This window comes from Ahniella affigens, from assembly GCF_003015185.1.
Classification (GTDB): Bacteria; Pseudomonadota; Gammaproteobacteria; order Xanthomonadales; family Ahniellaceae; genus Ahniella; species Ahniella affigens.
In genome coordinates this window covers 3,102,221-3,118,196 of record NZ_CP027860.1, presented here as the reverse complement: position 1 = coordinate 3,118,196, position 15,976 = coordinate 3,102,221, and the positions used below count along the sequence as shown (strand labels likewise).

The following is a 15,976-nucleotide window of genomic DNA, read 5'->3' as shown; positions in this document are numbered from 1 at the left end:
ATGAACACTGTGTCGGTTTCAATCAATGATCGGATCAGCTGGCGTGCGCCGGTCGTCATGGCACTGGTGGTGCTACTTGGCTTCGGCTTCTTGTATAGCCTTGTCACCACCGTGCTGGTGTCGAGCCTGTTTCCAAGCCAGGCGGCAGGCAGCCTGTTGACGCGCGATGGCCAAGTCGTCGGCTCCGTTTGGGTGGCGCAAGCCTTCACCGATGATCGCTACTTTTATGCGCGTCCGTCGGCAGCAAACTACGACCCGATGGCCGCTGCGGGCAGCAACTGGGCGCGCAGTAATCCAGCCCTGGCCGAGCGGATGGCCACCTTGCGAGCGGACATTGCCGCGCGTGAAGGCGTGCCACCTGATCAGGTTCCGGACGAGCTGCTGACCGCCTCGGGTGCGGGTTTCGATCCACACTTGAGCCCCGACGGTATCGCCGTGCAGGTGGCGCGAGTCGCGCGGGCTCGGGGTTTGACCGAAGGCGCCCTACAGGAGCTTGTTGCTGACCAGACCGAAGGTCCGCAATTCGGGGTATTGGGCCAAACTCGGGTCAATGTCCTGAAGCTCAACCTCGCGCTGGACCAGATGCAAGCCGGGCGCTGATCGGGGATGATGGGGCCATGACTGATGCGCGGCATGAACAGGCCAATGCCCTGTTGGGTGAGTTGAATCGCCAACAGGGTGGGCGTTTGACCATTTTCCTGGGCGCAGCACCTGGCGTCGGCAAGACGTATGCGATGCTCACGCGTGCCCAGGAACACAAGCGGCAAGGCTTGGACGTCGTCATCGGGATTGTCGAGACCCATGGCCGTGCCGAGACGGAAGCGCTGGTCGCGGGTTTGGAAGTCTTGCCGAGGCGCGTCCTGCCGTACAACGGACATCGGCTGGAAGAACTTGATCTGGACGCGCTGCTGGCGCGAAAACCGCAATTGGCGTTGATCGACGAGCTCGCGCACACGAATGCGTCGGGCTCGCGCCACGACAAGCGCTGGCAGGATGTGCTCGAACTGTTGGATGCGGGAATCGACGTCTACACGACGATCAATATTCAGCATCTGGAGAGTCTGAATGACCTCGTGTTGCGGATCACGGGCGTGCGCGTGCGCGAGACAGTGCCCGACATTGTCTTCGACCGGCTGCGCGATATCGTTCTGGTGGACTTGCCGCCGAGCGAACTGATTCAGCGTCTGCAACAAGGCAAGGTTTATGTGCCAGAGCAGGCCGCGCAGGCGCTGCATTCGTTTTTCTCGCCCGCGAATCTGACTGCCTTGCGGGAACTTGCGCTGCAAACGGCCGCTGACCGCGTCGATAATCTGCACCGGGAAGCGCAAACCGCACGCGGGGGGCCGTCTGTGGCGCTGCGCCGATTGGTACTGGTCGCAATTGACGGTCGCGGGCAATCGGAATACCTCGTGCGCGTCGGGCGGCGCCTCGCTGAACGCCGCGACGCGCCTTGGCAGGTCGTGTTTGTACAGACTGCAGACGAGATGGAACCCGAGCAACGCGGAGATGTCGATGCGGCGCTTACACTTGCGCGTCGATTGGGCGGTGAGGCGGCCGTCGTTCGGGGTGCGAGTGTGGTCGATGCCTTGCTGGATCACGCCGCGCGTCTGGGCGCTTCCAGCATTGTCATTGGGCGCACACGCGAACGACCCATTGCGCGCATGTTCAATCGCACCCTGACGCAGCAGCTGATTCAGCGCGGCGCGCATTTCGAGTTGACCATCGTCAGCACACCCGAAGCTCGGGCCTCGGCGCGACGCTGGCGGCTTGACGAACCACAATCGCGGGCACGCATGTATGGTCTCGCCGTCGTCGGGGCTGCGCTCGCAATTGCCGTGGCGGGGGCAGCCGAAGCCTTGATTGGGCTGACGGATTTATCGATGGTGTTCATTGTGGCCGTGTTGCTGATTGCTGTACGCACCCGCATGAGCGCGGCTGTACTCGCGGCAGTCCTATGCTTTCTCGGCTACAACTTCTTCTTCATCGAGCCGCGCTTTACGTTCTTTATTGGCGCGCGCCAGGGCGTGGTCACGGTCTTGTTGTTCTTGATCGCGGCGTTGGTGACAGGTCGCTTGGCATCGCGATTGCGCGCCCAGCTCTTGGCCCTACGAGCGGCGAATGCCCATGTGACAGCGCTGCAGCAACTCAGTCGACGTCTGGCGTTGGCCGTTGATGCCCGCCAAGCGATGCAGGCGACATGTGATGTCATGGAGCGCGCGCTGGAGGCCGACGTCATCGTGCAAGTGCAATCCGAAACGGTCGCGTCGGGCGCTCACGAACTCGATCAAAAGGGCCGTAGCGCAGCCGATTGGGGGATGCGCCATCAACAGCCATCGGGGCGCTACACCGACACACTCGCGGGTTCCGCGTGGTGGTTGCTCCCATTGCCAGAGGAAATGGGGGTGCTGGGCATTCGCTTTCCAGAACATCTGAAGACATTGAGTGACGAGCATCGCCGGCTTGCCGAAGCCATGCGCGATGAATTGGCGCAGACGCTGCAACGCACGCGCCTCGTGCGCGAGCTTGAGGATTCCCGGATCAGCGGCGAAACCGAGCGGTTGCGCTCGGCGTTGCTCGCGTCAGTCTCGCACGATCTGCGGTCACCGCTGGCGGCGATCATCGGTGCTGCGAGCAGCCTGCAAAGTTATAGCGCGCAGATGGATGCGACAGATCGCAACGCACTGCTCGACACGGTCCGCCTCGAGGGCGAGCGACTGGACCGCTACATTCAGAACCTGCTCGACATGACCCGCCTTGGTCACGGTGGCCTGTCATTGAACCGCGACTGGATTGGTGTGGACGAACTGATTGGTGCCGCGACATCTCGCTTGTCGCGCTATGAATCGACGGCGCGGTTCGAGCTGGCAATCGCACCCAATCTCAACGCGATCTGGGTGCACCCTGCGCTGGTCGAGCAGGCGCTGTTCAATGTGCTGGAGAATGCCGTGCGCTTTACGCCGCGTGGTCGGCCCGTACGCATCGAAGCCAGTGATGATCCCGAAGGTCGGCTTCGCATCGATGTCTGTGATGAAGGGCCGGGCATTCCGGAGGCCGAGCGCCAGCGGATCTTCGACATGTTCTACAGCGTCGAACGTGGCGATCGCGGCGGCGGCAGCGGCTTGGGCCTCACGATCTGCCAGGGAATGATCGGCGCACACGGCGGCAGCGTTGAGGCTTTGCCGGGGCGCTCGGGACATGGCACCATCATTCGCATGACACTGCCCAGGCTTGAGCCCAGTTCATCCACCCCATGATTGCGCCGAGCGCCGCCGCCGATGTGGCCCGAATCCTCGTGGTCGACGACGAGCCACAGCTGCGCCGCTTGCTCGACATCAGCCTGCGCGCACAGGGCTATCACGTATTGACGGCCGATTCCGGCGCGCTCGCGTTGGCCCAATGGGCGGGGCAAGGCGCGGATCTTGTCATTCTGGACTTGGGCCTTCCCGACATCGATGGGCAGGACGTGCTGCGTGAGCTTCGAACCCTGAGCGACGTCCCGGTCATCGTGCTGTCGGTGCGCGCGCATGAAGCGGAAAAGGTGCAGGCATTGGACGCTGGCGCGAACGACTATGTGACCAAGCCATTCAGTGTGCCCGAGTTGATGGCCCGGGTGCGCGTGCTATTGCGAGCGCGCGTCGCAGTTGCCGATGTGCGGCATGTCTATGACGACGGTCATCTGCATGTCGACTTCGATCGCCGCCAAGTGTTGTTGGACGGGCAGGTGCTGAGCCTCGGTCGCAAGGAGTTTGGCCTGCTTGCCATTCTGATCCGGCATGCCGGGCGAGTCGTGACGCAGCCGCAGTTGCTGCGCGAGATCTGGGGGCCGAGTCATGATCAGGATACGCACTATCTGCGCATCCTGGTGGCCAAACTGCGCCAGAAATTGAACGACGATGCAGCGGCCCCGCGCTGGATCGTGACCGATCCGGGCGTGGGGCTCCGATTCATCGGGGCGGAATCACACAGTGAATCATGACCCCGCTGCGTAGGATCAGATCGTGACCGTGGTGCCGTCGAACTTGGTCAGACTGAAACCCGCGAACGTTTCGGTGTAGGTGGTCCTGAGGTCAGCCAGATAGGCCAGCGCAACCTTTTCGCCGAGCAGCAAGCCGTCGATGCCATCCGACCAATAGTGCACGCCTGCGATGTTGCGGCCAATGGCGATGTTGGCCGCGAGTTTGTCGAGTTCGCCACCCACGGTCAGGGTGCTGCCCGTCAATGGATTCAACGTCGTGCCATCGTCACTCGCGACGACCGCGTTTGGCACCACGAACGATTCCTTGAAGAACGCCTTCAGCACCGTGGTGCACGCACCAGCGATAGCAGCATGGCCGGCCGGGAATGACGGATGCGTCGGGCTGCCTTCGGCAAACGCCATCGGCAGGCAATAGCTGCCATGACGCGTGAACACCTCATTCAATACCGGTGAGTTCAGGAGCTTCGGCTCAACCGGATAGGTCTTCGCGTTGGTCTTGGTGTTGTGGACGCGCAATGCAAACACTTCGGGGCGCAGCGTGCGGTGTTCCTGCCATTTCTGATACCAAGCCGCTTTCAGACCAAGGACGGCAGCCTGGGCCACACTACTCAGAACGTCCGGACCACCGAACGTGACGAAGCCCGCGCGGTTGGTGTAACCCTTCGCCGGATTGTTGTCGTCGATGGCGCTGCCGCCGTAACCCAACAGGATCAGCGCAGCATTGAGGAACGCCTGGTAGCTGAAGTCCTTGTGCACATATTCGGCCAAGTCGCGACCGTTTCGCATGTAGTGCGGATTGCCATCGAGCGTCAGCGTTTGCGACGGCGCGATGCCACGCTGGATACTCAAACATTCAGCGGGACTGGTCATGAACTCGCGGCCAGCCGTACCCGCCTGATACTTCTGCGTGATACTGGTCATGCCGTACGGGATGGTCTGCCACAGGAACTGCGACACATAAGGACCCAGCTTCTCGCCAGCGGTAATGCCCCTGAACAGCGTCTGCGCGTTGACTTGGGCAAACCCGGTGAAGCGGCGGAGATCGGCAATGGCCTGTGCTGCCACTGCATCCGTGCCGTATTGCGAGAACGGTACATCGCGGAGCAGCGACATCCAATACACCTCAGCCATCTCGGCACCACGCTGTTCGCTGTTGAACGCGGGCGGCGGGTTCAACCGCAGGTTGGCGGAATGTTGGCCTTCCATCTGGTACGCGGTCGACGCCTGCGGACTGATCTGCTTGGCCGTGCCGCCCATCGGCACCAGGTTGTAGTCTTCGTTCTTGCCGCTTTGCAGCGCTTTCAGGAAGGCTTGAAACGCCGCTGGTTCGACTTCACCCAGGGCCGTATGCGGCAGGCCTTTCGAATAGCTTGCGTAAAAGCCAGGCAGGGCTTCGTCCTGATTGCGTGCTTGCGCGGGGACCGTCGCGGTCAAATTCGCGATCGCGCGCTGCACGCGCTGCGTCAACGCCTGTTGGGTCCGGCGCACGAGCGGCGGAATCTGGATCACGCCCATGGCTTCGGCGCGGTTGGCGACCATGCCGAGTCCACCAACCATGCCGGCGCTGACGAAGCCGAGCGACGAGGCCAGACTGTTGCGGAGAAATCCGCGGCGATTGGCGCCCGGCGTGGGGCGATCTTCTAGGCCAACATGTGGCGTGTCGTGATGCTCATTCTCGTTCATGCGGTTCTCCTGGTGAGCGGTTTGGGCTCAAAGTGTTTTTGTTTTGCGACGGCCAAGGTATGGCACTCGGTCGGCGCGTTGGCCATGTTCCTTGCGACCGGGCGCGAGCATAAGGCAAGTCCGATGACTTGGCTGCGACCCATGCAACGAATTCGCTTCAATCGCTCTTGCGACGCGAGCTCGTACGGCTCGCGACCCGGGCATTGGCGACGCGTGTCGCCAACGGGCGTCCGATTCAAACGCGATGCATTCGTATTATGGTGCCGAATTGAAGATGTAGTGAATGACATCGACGGTTGATACGGGCGTGAGCAAGATCACGGCGATCTGATTCCGGCTTCGCAAAAACAGTCTCCAGACTGAGGCTGTCGTGCGCTCTGACGGCTGAGCGCGTTTTTTCGGGGCAGATGTCCGGATTGCCCGGAAAAGTCGTTCCCCACCGATAGTGCCGTGTGATCGACGATCATCGGCGCGCGGTCAGTCAATCACCTACCTGGAGTCCCATCATGAAAACGTGGAACCGTACTGCCCTCACCCTTTGCCTGAGTCTTGCCGCCATGAGTAGCTTTGCTGATGCCTTTGACAGTAGTACCGAAGCGATGTTGAAGAAGAGCCAAGAAACCAAGTCTGGTCTGCAGTTTTATGTCGACGGGCAAACGATTGGCGCGTACGTACTGGACGTGCAGCCGGACGTCATCATTGTGGCTAACCGCGAGTTCAGCCGGATTGTCATCAAGAAGTCGAGCATCGATGCTGTTGCCGGCAATCCTTGATGCGTGATCCCGCCTGCGCGTTGGTCCGCAGGCGGAGGGGGTTCACGAGAGACCCCAGGTCACCCAACGGGTTTGATTCGGTGACCCAGGTTTGTCATGTGCAAGAATGGCACGACTCGGCTTGCTTCAGAACTCAACCTGCCTTGACATAAAGGGCATCCAACTGGTTGCCCTGGGTTGGCGCCGATGCGTCGCTCGGCACTGTTTCGTCCAGCGAGAAATCAATCGGCACCATGACCCAGGCTGGCACGGGCTCGCCTTGCTTGCTTGCTGGAACCAACACCCAGTCCTTGACGGCGGCTTCGGCGGCCTCGCTGAGGCGCGAGTCCGGGGAGTCCACCACTTCAGCCTGCGCCACTTTGCCGTCCGTGCCGATCAACAACTTCAGGGTCACGCGACCGCTGACGCGCTCGTCTTTGGCGGACTTCGGGTATTTGGGCGGCGTCAGTTGGGCGTAGCTTGGGGCGACATCGAATTCGTCTTCAGTGGCACTTTCTTGGCCGGCCAGCGCGATGCTGCTGAGGCCAATGGCGGTGAGTCCAAACAACAATAGTCCAAACAAACCTTGACGGCGGGAGTGGGTGGGTTTCGTCAACATGATCAGTCGTTCCTTGATGGGATGGCTGGACTGCCAATGGCAACCGACCGGCAGTCCAAGGACGGTCAGTTGCGTTGAAAGCATGGCTTCGGCGTAAGTCTTCGCCGAGCCTGGGAATTCGCGGAGCACGGCGGCGTCGCAGGCCAATTCCTGATCGCGGCGCAGCCGAGAAGCCGCGAGATAGGCGATGGGATTGAACCAATTCAGCACCAGCCACACGGCGATCAAGGCATTGACCCAGATATCGCCGCGGGCAAGGTGCAGCGTTTCATGGCGCACGATCATCGCTTGTTGCAGCGACGAATAGCGGGTCGCAAAGTCGTTCGGCAGCACGATCTTGGGGCGGAACAATCCGATCAGCGCCGGACCCACATCGTTACGCTTGGCCAGGAATCGATTCTGACCAATCGCCAGGAGATTTCTCAGTTGCGACTGGAACCGCCATTGCTGCAACACCAGCCAAGACAGACAGATTGCCGCACCGATCAGCCAGAGTGCGAACAGTAAAGACCAAGTGTTTGGGGCCTGGGTCTGCACCCAGGCCGCACCGCGTTGCAGGGAGGCATTGCCGACGACTGGCAACAAGCTCAACGGGCTGTTGGTCCACTGCGGTTGCAGATGCCCGAGCCCCGCTGCCAGCGCGGTGATCGGCAGCAGGAGCCAACTGCGATAGGCCAGTTGGGCACCGAAATGTCGCTGCCGCCAGTGGGTGGTCAGGTAGAGCAACGCGGCCGACACGGTTGTCCAGACGCTGATGGCGATTAGCAATCCCAACTGCGAATCCGTGTTCATGGCTGCTCCATCCGGTCGATCAGTGACTTCAGTTCGGCAACGTCTGCAGCACTCAACTTGCCGCGTGCGCTGAACTGCGCAACCAACGGTGCGAGCTTGCCCGAGAACAAGCGATCCAGCAGCGACTGACTCTGCTCCGCGACGTAGTGCTCGCGTTGCAACAGCGGCCGATACAGAAACCGGCGGCCCTCTTTGTCGGCGGCAATCGCGCCTTTGTTCAGCAGGCGGTTCAGCAACGTCTTGAGCGTGCTGAGTTGCCAGTCCTGCTCGCCCGAGATGCGGGTGAACAGCTCATCCGCCGTTTGCGGACTGATGGCCCAGAGGGCTTCCATGACTTTGGCTTCGGCGTCGCTGATACTCATGTCGTTTACGTCTGTAATTGACGTTCAAATTACACGCGTAAACGAAAGCTGTCAAGCGGCAGTCGCAACAAAACGAACAAGGCCGGGAATCCCGGCCTTGGTGCGCGTAGTACCTTGCTGCGAGCGAATTAGAGAAACCGGTCGAGTGCGGCCAGTGCGCGCGGATCTTCAGATTGGCCAAGCCAGAACAGGGCCTGCTTGCGAGTCTCCTTGCCAACGTTCGGATCGGTCAGCAATGCAATCAGCGCGTCGGTGCCTTGTGGCGCTGGCAGTTGCGACAGCACAAACACCAAGTGGTCGCGGGTCCTTGCGTCTTTGGCCTGCTGCAACGCCGTCGTCAGCACCGCTTGCGCATTGGCTGGCTTGGCTTGCGCGAACCAGAACCACGCGTCGTGGCGGACGCTCCGTTCGGAATCGTGTTCGGCCGCGTCACGAAGCCAATCGAACCGTTCCGGCAAGCCACTTTCGGCGACTACGAAACAGGCGTGGCGGCGCATCCGCTCGTCGGCGTCTTGGGTCAGCGCTTGCTTCAGAATCGGGCGTGACGCCTCGGCGCGAACCTGACCCAACCAGAACAGCGCGTCTTGTCGGCGTTCACGATCATCGCTTCGGAATTGCGTCTCCAACCAGTTCTGCGCCAACGCTCCCGGGTGCAACGCCACGCTCAGCATCAACATGCTGTGATCGTGGCGCTTATCCATCGCCGCAGACGGCGTTTGGGTCAACAGGCCCACGCTGTCGGCGGTCGACAGTGTGCCAAGATCAACGGCCTGGTCGCGATGTCGGACCTCGCAGGAGGTGCTGAGCGTTCGAACCTCGGTGAGCTTGCCCGACTCGAAGTGGGCAAAGACTTGCATGGTCTGATCCGGGTCAGACTTGATGCTGTTGATGCTATGTTGCGCTTGGTTCAAATCACAGTAGGCGGCGTCGGCATCCTGCCGGCCATGATTCCATTCCATGCAGCAGTAACTCGGTGCGCCGGTGGCGCGCTGGGTCTGCCACTGCGCCCAGCCATTCGTTGGCGGGGCTGCACCGAACGTTGACGCGGCGGCAATCGCCATTCCAGCCGTAAACAGGATGTGCAAGGAGCGCTTGTTCATGGCTGCTGACCCTCGATGGCGGCGTCAATGGCATCCAGGGCCGCATCACCGCCGACGATGGACAAGGTCCGCAGAATCTCACGCTTCATCTTGCTGTCTTGCTCCTTTCGATATAGCGCGAGCAAGGTCTGGTCGTCACTCGCGATCACCAGTCCGTTCAAGACCGCGCGCTTTTGCTTGGCGTCGGGCATCGATGCGTAAAGGTCCTGCCATTCGGTCGAGCTCAATTTCTCGGATAGCAAGCCAAGCGCGCGCAAGCCCTCGACTCTGGTGTCCGCATTGGTTTCCGATTTGATCAGGCGGAGCAGGCTTTCTTTATCACCGCTGATGGCCAGGGCGGTCATCAGTGGGGCTGATGCCACCCCGGAATCGGCGAGCTCGCGCAGTTCCTTGGTGCCACCGATCGCGCCCAGTGCTTCGATCGCCGAACGGACATCGTCTTCATCGGTTGCTGACTTGGCAATTTGCAACAGCCCGGCGCGGTCATTCGCGATAATCATGGCTTCGCGCGTTGCACTGCGCACTTCCGGGCGCGTGTCATTGACCAGCGCATGGACCGCTTGCATCGCCGCGGCGTCACCGCGAATGCCGAGCGAACGAATCGCCTCGATCTGCGTTCGGCCCTGTCCCTTGGCTGCAAGGTCTGCCAGCAATTGGCTGGCTTCGGGCGATTCAATCTGACTCAGCACAAACACGGCGCGCGCCTTGACGTCGTCACTGCGCTGGCCTTCAAGCACTTTGCGAATGCGCGGCAGCGCTTGCTCAGGTGGCAGCGACATCAGCGAGCGCAGCGCGGCAATGGCCAATTGATCAGATTCGCTCAGGTTGGCTTCTTTCCGTTGGCCCCCGCCGGCACCTGCGCCGGATGCAGCGCCTGCGGCGGCATCGATGCCTGTGAATGCCGATGCTGAAGTGCTAATGACTGCGAGGCAAAAGGCCAGCGCCAGTGGCCAGCGGGAATACTTGCGTCCGTTCATGAATGTCTCCTTGATTCCGATGAAAACGTGGGTGGTCAGTCTTGTCTTTGGCGAATGCCAGCCGTTGTGATCAGCACGGTGATGTCCAACTGTTGGGAGGTGAAACCGCGCCGATGGGTCAGATCTCATTCGTCGATCCATTGGACGGCTCCCGCAGCAGTTTGGTGTGCATGATCGTGTACTCGAATTCGAGCTGGCTCAGCGCGGCATCGCGACTGGCGGCGCTGCCTTCGTCGAGCGCATCGAGCAGCGGGCTGAACGCGCGGAGCGTACGAGCGAGTTGCGCATCGCCCGTGCGCTCCGCGGCAGCAGCGAACAGCTCATTCTGATTGCGCCAGTCAGCGAGCAACTGCTGCCTCGCGGCCTCATCGAGCGCATCGAAATCGGCGAGCTGCAGGCTCGCCTGCTCAAGGCCGACGGCCACACGGCGGTTCAGCGCGCCACCGGGTTCGTTGGCCGCGGCGACAACGGTTCCAGGTGGTCCAACTGGCACCGAATCGGATTCCTTCGGCGCTTGCCAGATCAGGAACGACATGACCACGGCCGCAGCGACCGCCCAAGGTCCCAACCGACGGAGTCGGGCCCGGCCAGTCGACGGCACCGGCGGCGTCAGCGCCGCGACGTGCTGGTCCAATTGCCGCACCAAGCGGGCGCTGAACAGATCATCCGGATCGGAATCGAGGGGCGCCGCCAACACACTCAGATCAGCGGACAGCGATGCCAGGCGCTGCTGCAGGATCGGGTCTTGCTGAAGCAATCTGGCGATTTCGCGCTGCCGGGTATCGCTCAAGCCATCGCGCCAGTAGAAGAACAAGAGTTCGTCGTCGCTGATGGGCGGGTTCGTTTGGTTCGTGGCGTCAGTCATGATCGGTCTCCTGCCAGTGCTGCAAGTCGCTGCGCAGTTTTTTCAGCGCGCGCAGCAACGCTTGTTTGATGCTGTCGAGCGTTCGGCCCAGGTGTTCGGCGATCTCTTCGAGCCGCCATTGCTCCTGGTGCTTCAGCACAAACGCTACGCGTTCGATATCAGTCAACCGAGACATCGACCGACCCAGTTCGGCGCTGAACGCCCGCTGCTGCCAGGCGCGTTCAGGCCGGTGCGCCGTTTCGCCGAATGCGTCGTCGTCGGGCCCCAGGTCGGCCATGGGGCCGCGCTTGCGCATCAAGTCGATCGCGGTGCGGATTGCGATGCGTTGGATCCAGGTACTGAGCTCGGCTTCACCGCGAAACTGCGCTTGCGCGCGCCACGCGTTGAGCAGGGCGTCCTGGACGGCATCCTCGGCCAGGGACTGGTCGCCGGTGATGCGCCAACAGGCCTGCCGCCAACGACTCGCGTGGCGTGGGATCAGGGTTCGGAGCTCGTGCTCCAGCTTGGGTTGATGAACGGGCATATCCATGCTCATTCAGGACGATGACCCGACAAAAAAGGTGTGCATCGTCAAAGGCGCGTCTTCAAAAAGGGCAGGGCTTGGGTGCGTCCAGGCTGCCTTGATAGCGGACAATCAAGCCGACGCCCGGCAAGCTGACCCCGGCCAGAAAGTGATACCGGCCCGCGTCCGACCACTCTCTCGCTTCCACGCTCGGGGCAAACCAACGGGGCATCGGAATCAGGCCGAGGACCCTGGCGTCGAGCAATTGCCAATGCAGAACACCGTCAGCCACCTGCAACCGGAAGCGCAGTGTCAGGGGAAACAAGCGCTCAACGAGCGCGCCGTGTTCCATGGCGAGGCGCGAGCTGAACGCCTGCGTGCCAAAGCGCCGCGTCCATTGTTCGGTGTAGGGATTGACGGTGTCAAAGCGCACGCATAGCGGCGCGCGGTCGGCGGCGGTGGGCATGCGGGCCATCGCACCGACGAGCCGGGCCAGGAGGTTTCGCCCACGCTCGATCCGCGCGTGACCGTGTGCCTCGCTCCGGCCGGCAATTTGATGCATGGCCTGATTGGCTGCTGGCAGCTGCGCAAAGCCTGCACCAAGCAGGCTTTGGAACAATCGGGGCGTTGCCAGAGTGGGGATGTCGGCGGACATGCCGAAACGTTACCATGCCTGGGTTTCGGACATGGATTGCGCCCTTGCCCACGATCACGCTTCAGACCCCCGGACCGGATGCCGCCAGCGAACTCGCCGCGTTCATGCGGCGCTGCTATGTGGCGGCCTATGGCCACGTTGCCAGTGCCGCCGACACCGAGGCGCACCTGATCGATCACTACAACGATGCCTTGATCGCCGAGGCGCTCGCTGACCCCACCCATTGCCTCATCCGGAGCTTCGACGGGGTTACGCCGACGGGTTATGCCTGGCTCGTGCAGGCGGCCGCACCGGCACCGCTGCACGCGACGCATGCGGTTGAGTTGCGTCGTTTTTATCTTGCGCCAGAATCGATTGGCGGTGGCTCGGCCGATGTGCTGATGCAGGGCGTGCTCGACCAAGGTCGGCGCTGGTTTGCCCGAGGTGTGTTTTTGACCACGTGGAAGGAATCCGAACGCGCCGTCAGGTTCTACGGACGTCATGGTTTTCGTGCGCTGGATCACGTCAGCTTTCGAATCGGCAGCAAAGCGTTTGAAGATTGGCTGCTGTGGCGTGGGTTGTGACGGGAGGCGTTCGTCCGGCGGATGCCCACGGTTCAGATTCTCGGGACTGGATTCGCTACGCTAGTCGTCAACAAAGAGTCACAGGAATCAGCCATGACGTTAAGCGCGATGTCTCGCAATGTGGTTTCGCTGCTTTTGGCAGCCGGCTTGGTTGCGCCCGCCGCAGCTGCGCTGAAGCCGTTCCAGGCTGAATTCGATATGTATCGCGATGGCAAGAAACTGGGCGTCGCCGTGCTGACCTTGAAGCAGACCAGCGGTAGTCAGTGGCAATTCGACAGCGTCAATGAAGGCACCGAAGGTTTGGCGGGTATGGCCAATGTGTCCATTCAGGAGTCGTCGCAGTTTGTCGAATCTGATTCCGGACTGGCGGCGCAGCACTATCGCTTCAATCAGTCCATGTTGTTCAAGAAGAAGCAACGCACCGTCGATGTGCAAGGTACGCGAGTGCACTTGGATGATGGCGACAAGCAATACGATTTTGATCTGCCAGCTGGCGGCGTGCTCGACCGCAACATCATCGTACTAGCGCTGATGCAGGATGTGCCGACGGCCACGGGAGACCGGGACTATCCGGTTGCCGACAAACGCGAAGTCGGGTCGCAGAAGTATCGCTTTGGTGCAGTGGAGTCGGTCGAAACGCCCGCCGGCAAGTTTGATGCCCGCCGGGTTGACCGCATTCGCGAGCAACCCGGGCGGACCACCACAACTTGGTTTGCCGAATCAATTGGCTGGATGCCCGTGCGCATTCTGCAAGTCGAACCTGATGGCGAAAATCTCGAGCTTCGCCTCAGAAAGACGGGCTCCTGATGCTGAGCCACTGGCTGCTCGTCGCACTCGGTGGTGCAACGGGCGCGAGCTTGCGGTATGCGGTCAGCCTGCTCCTGCCGATGCAGGCGTCGGCGGGGCGGTTTCCCTGGGCGACCTTTACCGTCAACGTGCTTGGTTGCGCGGCTGCGGGGTTCGTCTATGCCTGGCTGCAGCGTGCGCCGGAACAGCGCGAAGTCTGGCGCCTGTTGCTGATGGTCGGCGTAATGGGCGGCTTTACTACGTTCTCGGCGTTCGGTCTGGAAACCTGGCATTTGATTCGGCAAGGGGCAATCGGCCTCGCACTGCTCAACGTCGTGGCGTCGTGCACGTTAGGTGTGTTGGCGCTCGCGCTCGCGCATCGGCTTGCGACGAATAGCCACTGATCTGCTCTGACTGTGAAAACGGTCAAAGCGGGAAAATCGTCATTGGTCCGGCAAGGTTGTTTGATCGTGGGGACCACAAACTCACCCCGGATCACGTTCGGAGTGACGAGAGGGGGATTGAGAATCTTCGGGAAACCATTCCTTCCGACGATCTGAAGCAGCGGTTGGCAGAGACAGGCACCCTGGCGATTCGTCACCCCTTGCCGCGGCAGACACCCTGGTGATTCGTCACCCCGGACTTGATCCGGGGTGAGTTTCAAGCTCGCGATAAACTGACCCGTCGATTGCTGACCAAAAGTCCAGCTGCGGCGGTCCTTGCCATTGCCGCCGCGGGCCGGCACCAGCACCGTATCGAAGTCCCTCCGGTCACCAAGGGCTCAGGATGCCATCGCCGAGGCCGCGGCTGGCCCCACTCCCAATCCACTACGCACTCAGTTTCGCGTACAGGCGATACCAGGCGATGCGCTCAATCTGGGTCAGTGCTTCGTCGAACTCGCGGTCGCGATCGTGATCGAGGCGTCGCTTCATCGCGGCAATAATCGTTGCGCGGGTATGGTCTTTCACCGCAATGATGAATGGGAACCCAAAGCGCGCCGCGTACGCCGCGTTCAAGGATTGAATCAACTCGAATTCTTCCGGGCTGCATGCGTTGAGTCCGGCGCCTTGTTGCTCCTGCCGGGAGTGGGCCGTGAGCTCACCGCGGATGGCTGCTTTGCCGGCAAGTTCCGGATGCGCTTGGATCAGCTTGAGCTGCTCCGCTGAATCGGCGGCGCGCATGACCGCGCACATGGCGCGATGTAGCGCGTTGACATCGGCAAACGGTGCCCGTGGGTGCGTGCCTGCGGCCACCCAGGGGGAGTGCTCGAAAATGTCGGCGAGCGCGTCGGCAAATGCCGCCTCTGGCAATGCGTTCAGCCGATCCAGCGCTGCCTTCGAGAAATACGGATGCCGGCGCCGCCAATGCTCGGCGATGTCCAGGCGTCGGCACACCCAGACGCGCTCGAAGCCCTCGATGTAGTCCAGAAACCGCTGCAGGGCGCGAATGCGTCCGGGGCGACCGAGCAATCGACAATGCATGCCGATCGACATCATCTTCGGCGCGACCTCGCCTTCGGCATACAAGGCGTCGAAGCTGTCTTTCAGGTACTGGAAGAAGTGTTCCGATGTATTGAAGCCTTGCGGCGTTGCAAACCGCATGTCGTTGGCGTCGAGGGTGTAGGGCACGATGAGATGCGGCCTGGTCTGGCCATTGCTCAGACCGACTTCGGTCCAGAACGGTAGATCGTCGCCATAGTAGTCGGCGTCATACGCAAAGCCACCATGCTCCACGACCAGCTGCCGAGTGTTCGGGCTGTCTCGGCCCGTATACCAACCCAGGGGCGGCGCACCGCAGATTTCCGTATGAATCGCGACGGCGCGATGAAGATGCTCGCGTTCCAATTCAATTGGCAAGTTCTGATAGTGAATCCAGCGCCACCCGTGCGACGCGATCTCGTGGCCCGATTCCTGGCACGCGTGGATAAACTCCGGATGGCGTTGCATCGCCATGCCCACGCCAAACACCGTTAGTGGCAGCCCGCGTTGCTCAAATTCGCGCAAGATTCGCCAGCCACCCACGCGGGAACCATATTCGTAGATCGATTCCATGCTCAGATGGCGATCCGGAAAGCTCGCGGCGCCGACGATCTCGCTCAAGAACTGCTCACTGCCGGCGTCACCATGCAGCACACAGTTCTCGCCCCCTTCCTCGTAATTCAACACGAACTGCACGGCGACCCGGGCTTGTCCCGGCCAATCGGCGTGTGGCGGATTGCGGCCATAGCCGATCAAATCACGAGGGTAGGGTGTCGACATCATCAATCCCGGGATAGCGCTGAAAGCAGCAGCTTACTCGATTCTGGGCGGGCCATCCCGCGCCAGAATTACCTATGAACGTGTTC

Annotated in this window: 16 protein-coding genes and 1 pseudogene; 7 read left to right on the top strand and 10 right to left on the bottom strand. The window is 61.4% G+C overall.

The window, feature by feature from the left end:
- The 3 genes from kdpC to C7S18_RS11955 are packed head-to-tail and all read left to right on the top strand — an operon-like array spanning position 1 to position 3,976.
- A complete protein-coding gene (gene kdpC, locus C7S18_RS11965; RefSeq protein WP_106891785.1) occupies positions 1–600 on the top strand; it encodes a potassium-transporting ATPase subunit KdpC in 600 nt (199 codons plus the stop codon).
- A gap of 17 nt (positions 601–617) precedes the next feature.
- Positions 618–3,254, top strand: coding sequence for a sensor histidine kinase (locus C7S18_RS11960; protein WP_106891784.1), 2,637 nt, complete (start codon positions 618–620; stop codon positions 3,252–3,254).
- Positions 3,251–3,976, top strand: a complete 726-nt coding sequence (locus C7S18_RS11955) for a response regulator (RefSeq protein WP_106891783.1) — start codon at positions 3,251–3,253, stop codon at positions 3,974–3,976. The genes C7S18_RS11960 and C7S18_RS11955 overlap by 4 nt, the downstream gene beginning before the upstream one ends.
- A gap of 15 nt (positions 3,977–3,991) precedes the next feature.
- Here C7S18_RS11955 and C7S18_RS11950 read toward each other — a convergent pair whose 3' ends face one another.
- The gene (locus tag C7S18_RS11950; RefSeq protein WP_106891782.1) at positions 3,992–5,659 is read right to left on the bottom strand and encodes a vanadium-dependent haloperoxidase; all 1,668 of its coding nucleotides are present in this window, start codon (positions 5,657–5,659) and stop codon (positions 3,992–3,994) included.
- Positions 5,660–6,165: 506 nt separating this feature from the next.
- Here C7S18_RS11950 and C7S18_RS11940 point away from each other — a divergent pair.
- Positions 6,166–6,432 carry a hypothetical protein gene (locus C7S18_RS11940; RefSeq protein ID WP_106891780.1) on the top strand — a complete coding sequence of 89 codons (267 nt, stop codon included), beginning with the start codon at positions 6,166–6,168 and terminating at the stop codon, positions 6,430–6,432.
- Between the two features lie 133 nt (positions 6,433–6,565).
- Here C7S18_RS11940 and C7S18_RS11935 read toward each other — a convergent pair whose 3' ends face one another.
- The 7 genes from C7S18_RS11935 to C7S18_RS11905 form a co-directional block, all read right to left on the bottom strand.
- The gene (locus C7S18_RS11935) at positions 6,566–7,822 is read right to left on the bottom strand and encodes a TonB family protein (RefSeq protein WP_106891779.1); all 1,257 of its coding nucleotides are present in this window, start codon (positions 7,820–7,822) and stop codon (positions 6,566–6,568) included.
- Positions 7,819–8,184 (bottom strand): BlaI/MecI/CopY family transcriptional regulator, encoded by a 366-nt coding sequence (locus C7S18_RS11930; RefSeq protein WP_106891778.1) that lies wholly within the window; start codon positions 8,182–8,184, stop codon positions 7,819–7,821. Before C7S18_RS11930 ends, C7S18_RS11935 begins: the two co-directional genes overlap by 4 nt.
- Before the next feature lie 128 nt (positions 8,185–8,312).
- The gene (locus tag C7S18_RS11925) at positions 8,313–9,284 is read right to left on the bottom strand and encodes a HEAT repeat domain-containing protein (protein ID WP_106891777.1); all 972 of its coding nucleotides are present in this window, start codon (positions 9,282–9,284) and stop codon (positions 8,313–8,315) included.
- Entirely contained in the window at positions 9,281–10,261 is a 981-nt protein-coding gene (locus C7S18_RS11920; protein ID WP_170113242.1) for a HEAT repeat domain-containing protein, read from the bottom strand. Before C7S18_RS11920 ends, C7S18_RS11925 begins: the two co-directional genes overlap by 4 nt.
- A gap of 118 nt (positions 10,262–10,379) precedes the next feature.
- Complete coding sequence (locus tag C7S18_RS11915; RefSeq protein WP_106891775.1) at positions 10,380–11,126, bottom strand: hypothetical protein; 747 nt, start codon at positions 11,124–11,126, stop codon at positions 10,380–10,382.
- Complete coding sequence (locus tag C7S18_RS11910) at positions 11,119–11,649, bottom strand: RNA polymerase sigma factor (RefSeq protein ID WP_170113241.1); 531 nt, start codon at positions 11,647–11,649, stop codon at positions 11,119–11,121. The genes C7S18_RS11915 and C7S18_RS11910 overlap by 8 nt, the downstream gene beginning before the upstream one ends.
- Positions 11,650–11,710: 61 nt before the next feature.
- On the bottom strand, positions 11,711–12,283 hold the full coding sequence (locus tag C7S18_RS11905) for a DUF4166 domain-containing protein (protein ID WP_106891773.1): 573 nt from the start codon (positions 12,281–12,283) through the stop codon (positions 11,711–11,713).
- A gap of 44 nt (positions 12,284–12,327) precedes the next feature.
- Between C7S18_RS11905 and C7S18_RS11900 the strand changes: the two genes are divergently transcribed.
- The 3 genes from C7S18_RS11900 (at position 12,328) to crcB (ending at position 14,036) form a co-directional block, all read left to right on the top strand.
- Positions 12,328–12,846 (top strand): GNAT family N-acetyltransferase, encoded by a 519-nt coding sequence (locus tag C7S18_RS11900; RefSeq protein WP_146151894.1) that lies wholly within the window; start codon positions 12,328–12,330, stop codon positions 12,844–12,846.
- Positions 12,847–12,939: 93 nt separating this feature from the next.
- Positions 12,940–13,653 (top strand): DUF3108 domain-containing protein, encoded by a 714-nt coding sequence (locus tag C7S18_RS11895; RefSeq protein WP_170113240.1) that lies wholly within the window; start codon positions 12,940–12,942, stop codon positions 13,651–13,653.
- Positions 13,653–14,036, top strand: a complete 384-nt coding sequence (gene crcB / locus C7S18_RS11890) for a fluoride efflux transporter CrcB (RefSeq protein ID WP_106891770.1) — start codon at positions 13,653–13,655, stop codon at positions 14,034–14,036. Before C7S18_RS11895 ends, crcB begins: the two co-directional genes overlap by 1 nt.
- 423 nt (positions 14,037–14,459) lie before the next feature.
- Here crcB and uraD read toward each other — a convergent pair whose 3' ends face one another.
- Positions 14,460–14,942: a 2-oxo-4-hydroxy-4-carboxy-5-ureidoimidazoline decarboxylase gene (gene uraD, locus C7S18_RS24960; protein WP_240624035.1), complete on the bottom strand. Its 483-nt coding sequence runs from the start codon at positions 14,940–14,942 to the stop codon at positions 14,460–14,462.
- 36 nt (positions 14,943–14,978) lie between these two features.
- Positions 14,979–15,893 (bottom strand): annotated as a pseudogene (gene puuE, locus C7S18_RS24955) (allantoinase PuuE); the annotation flags it as partial.
- Between the last annotated feature and the right edge of the window lie 83 nt (positions 15,894–15,976).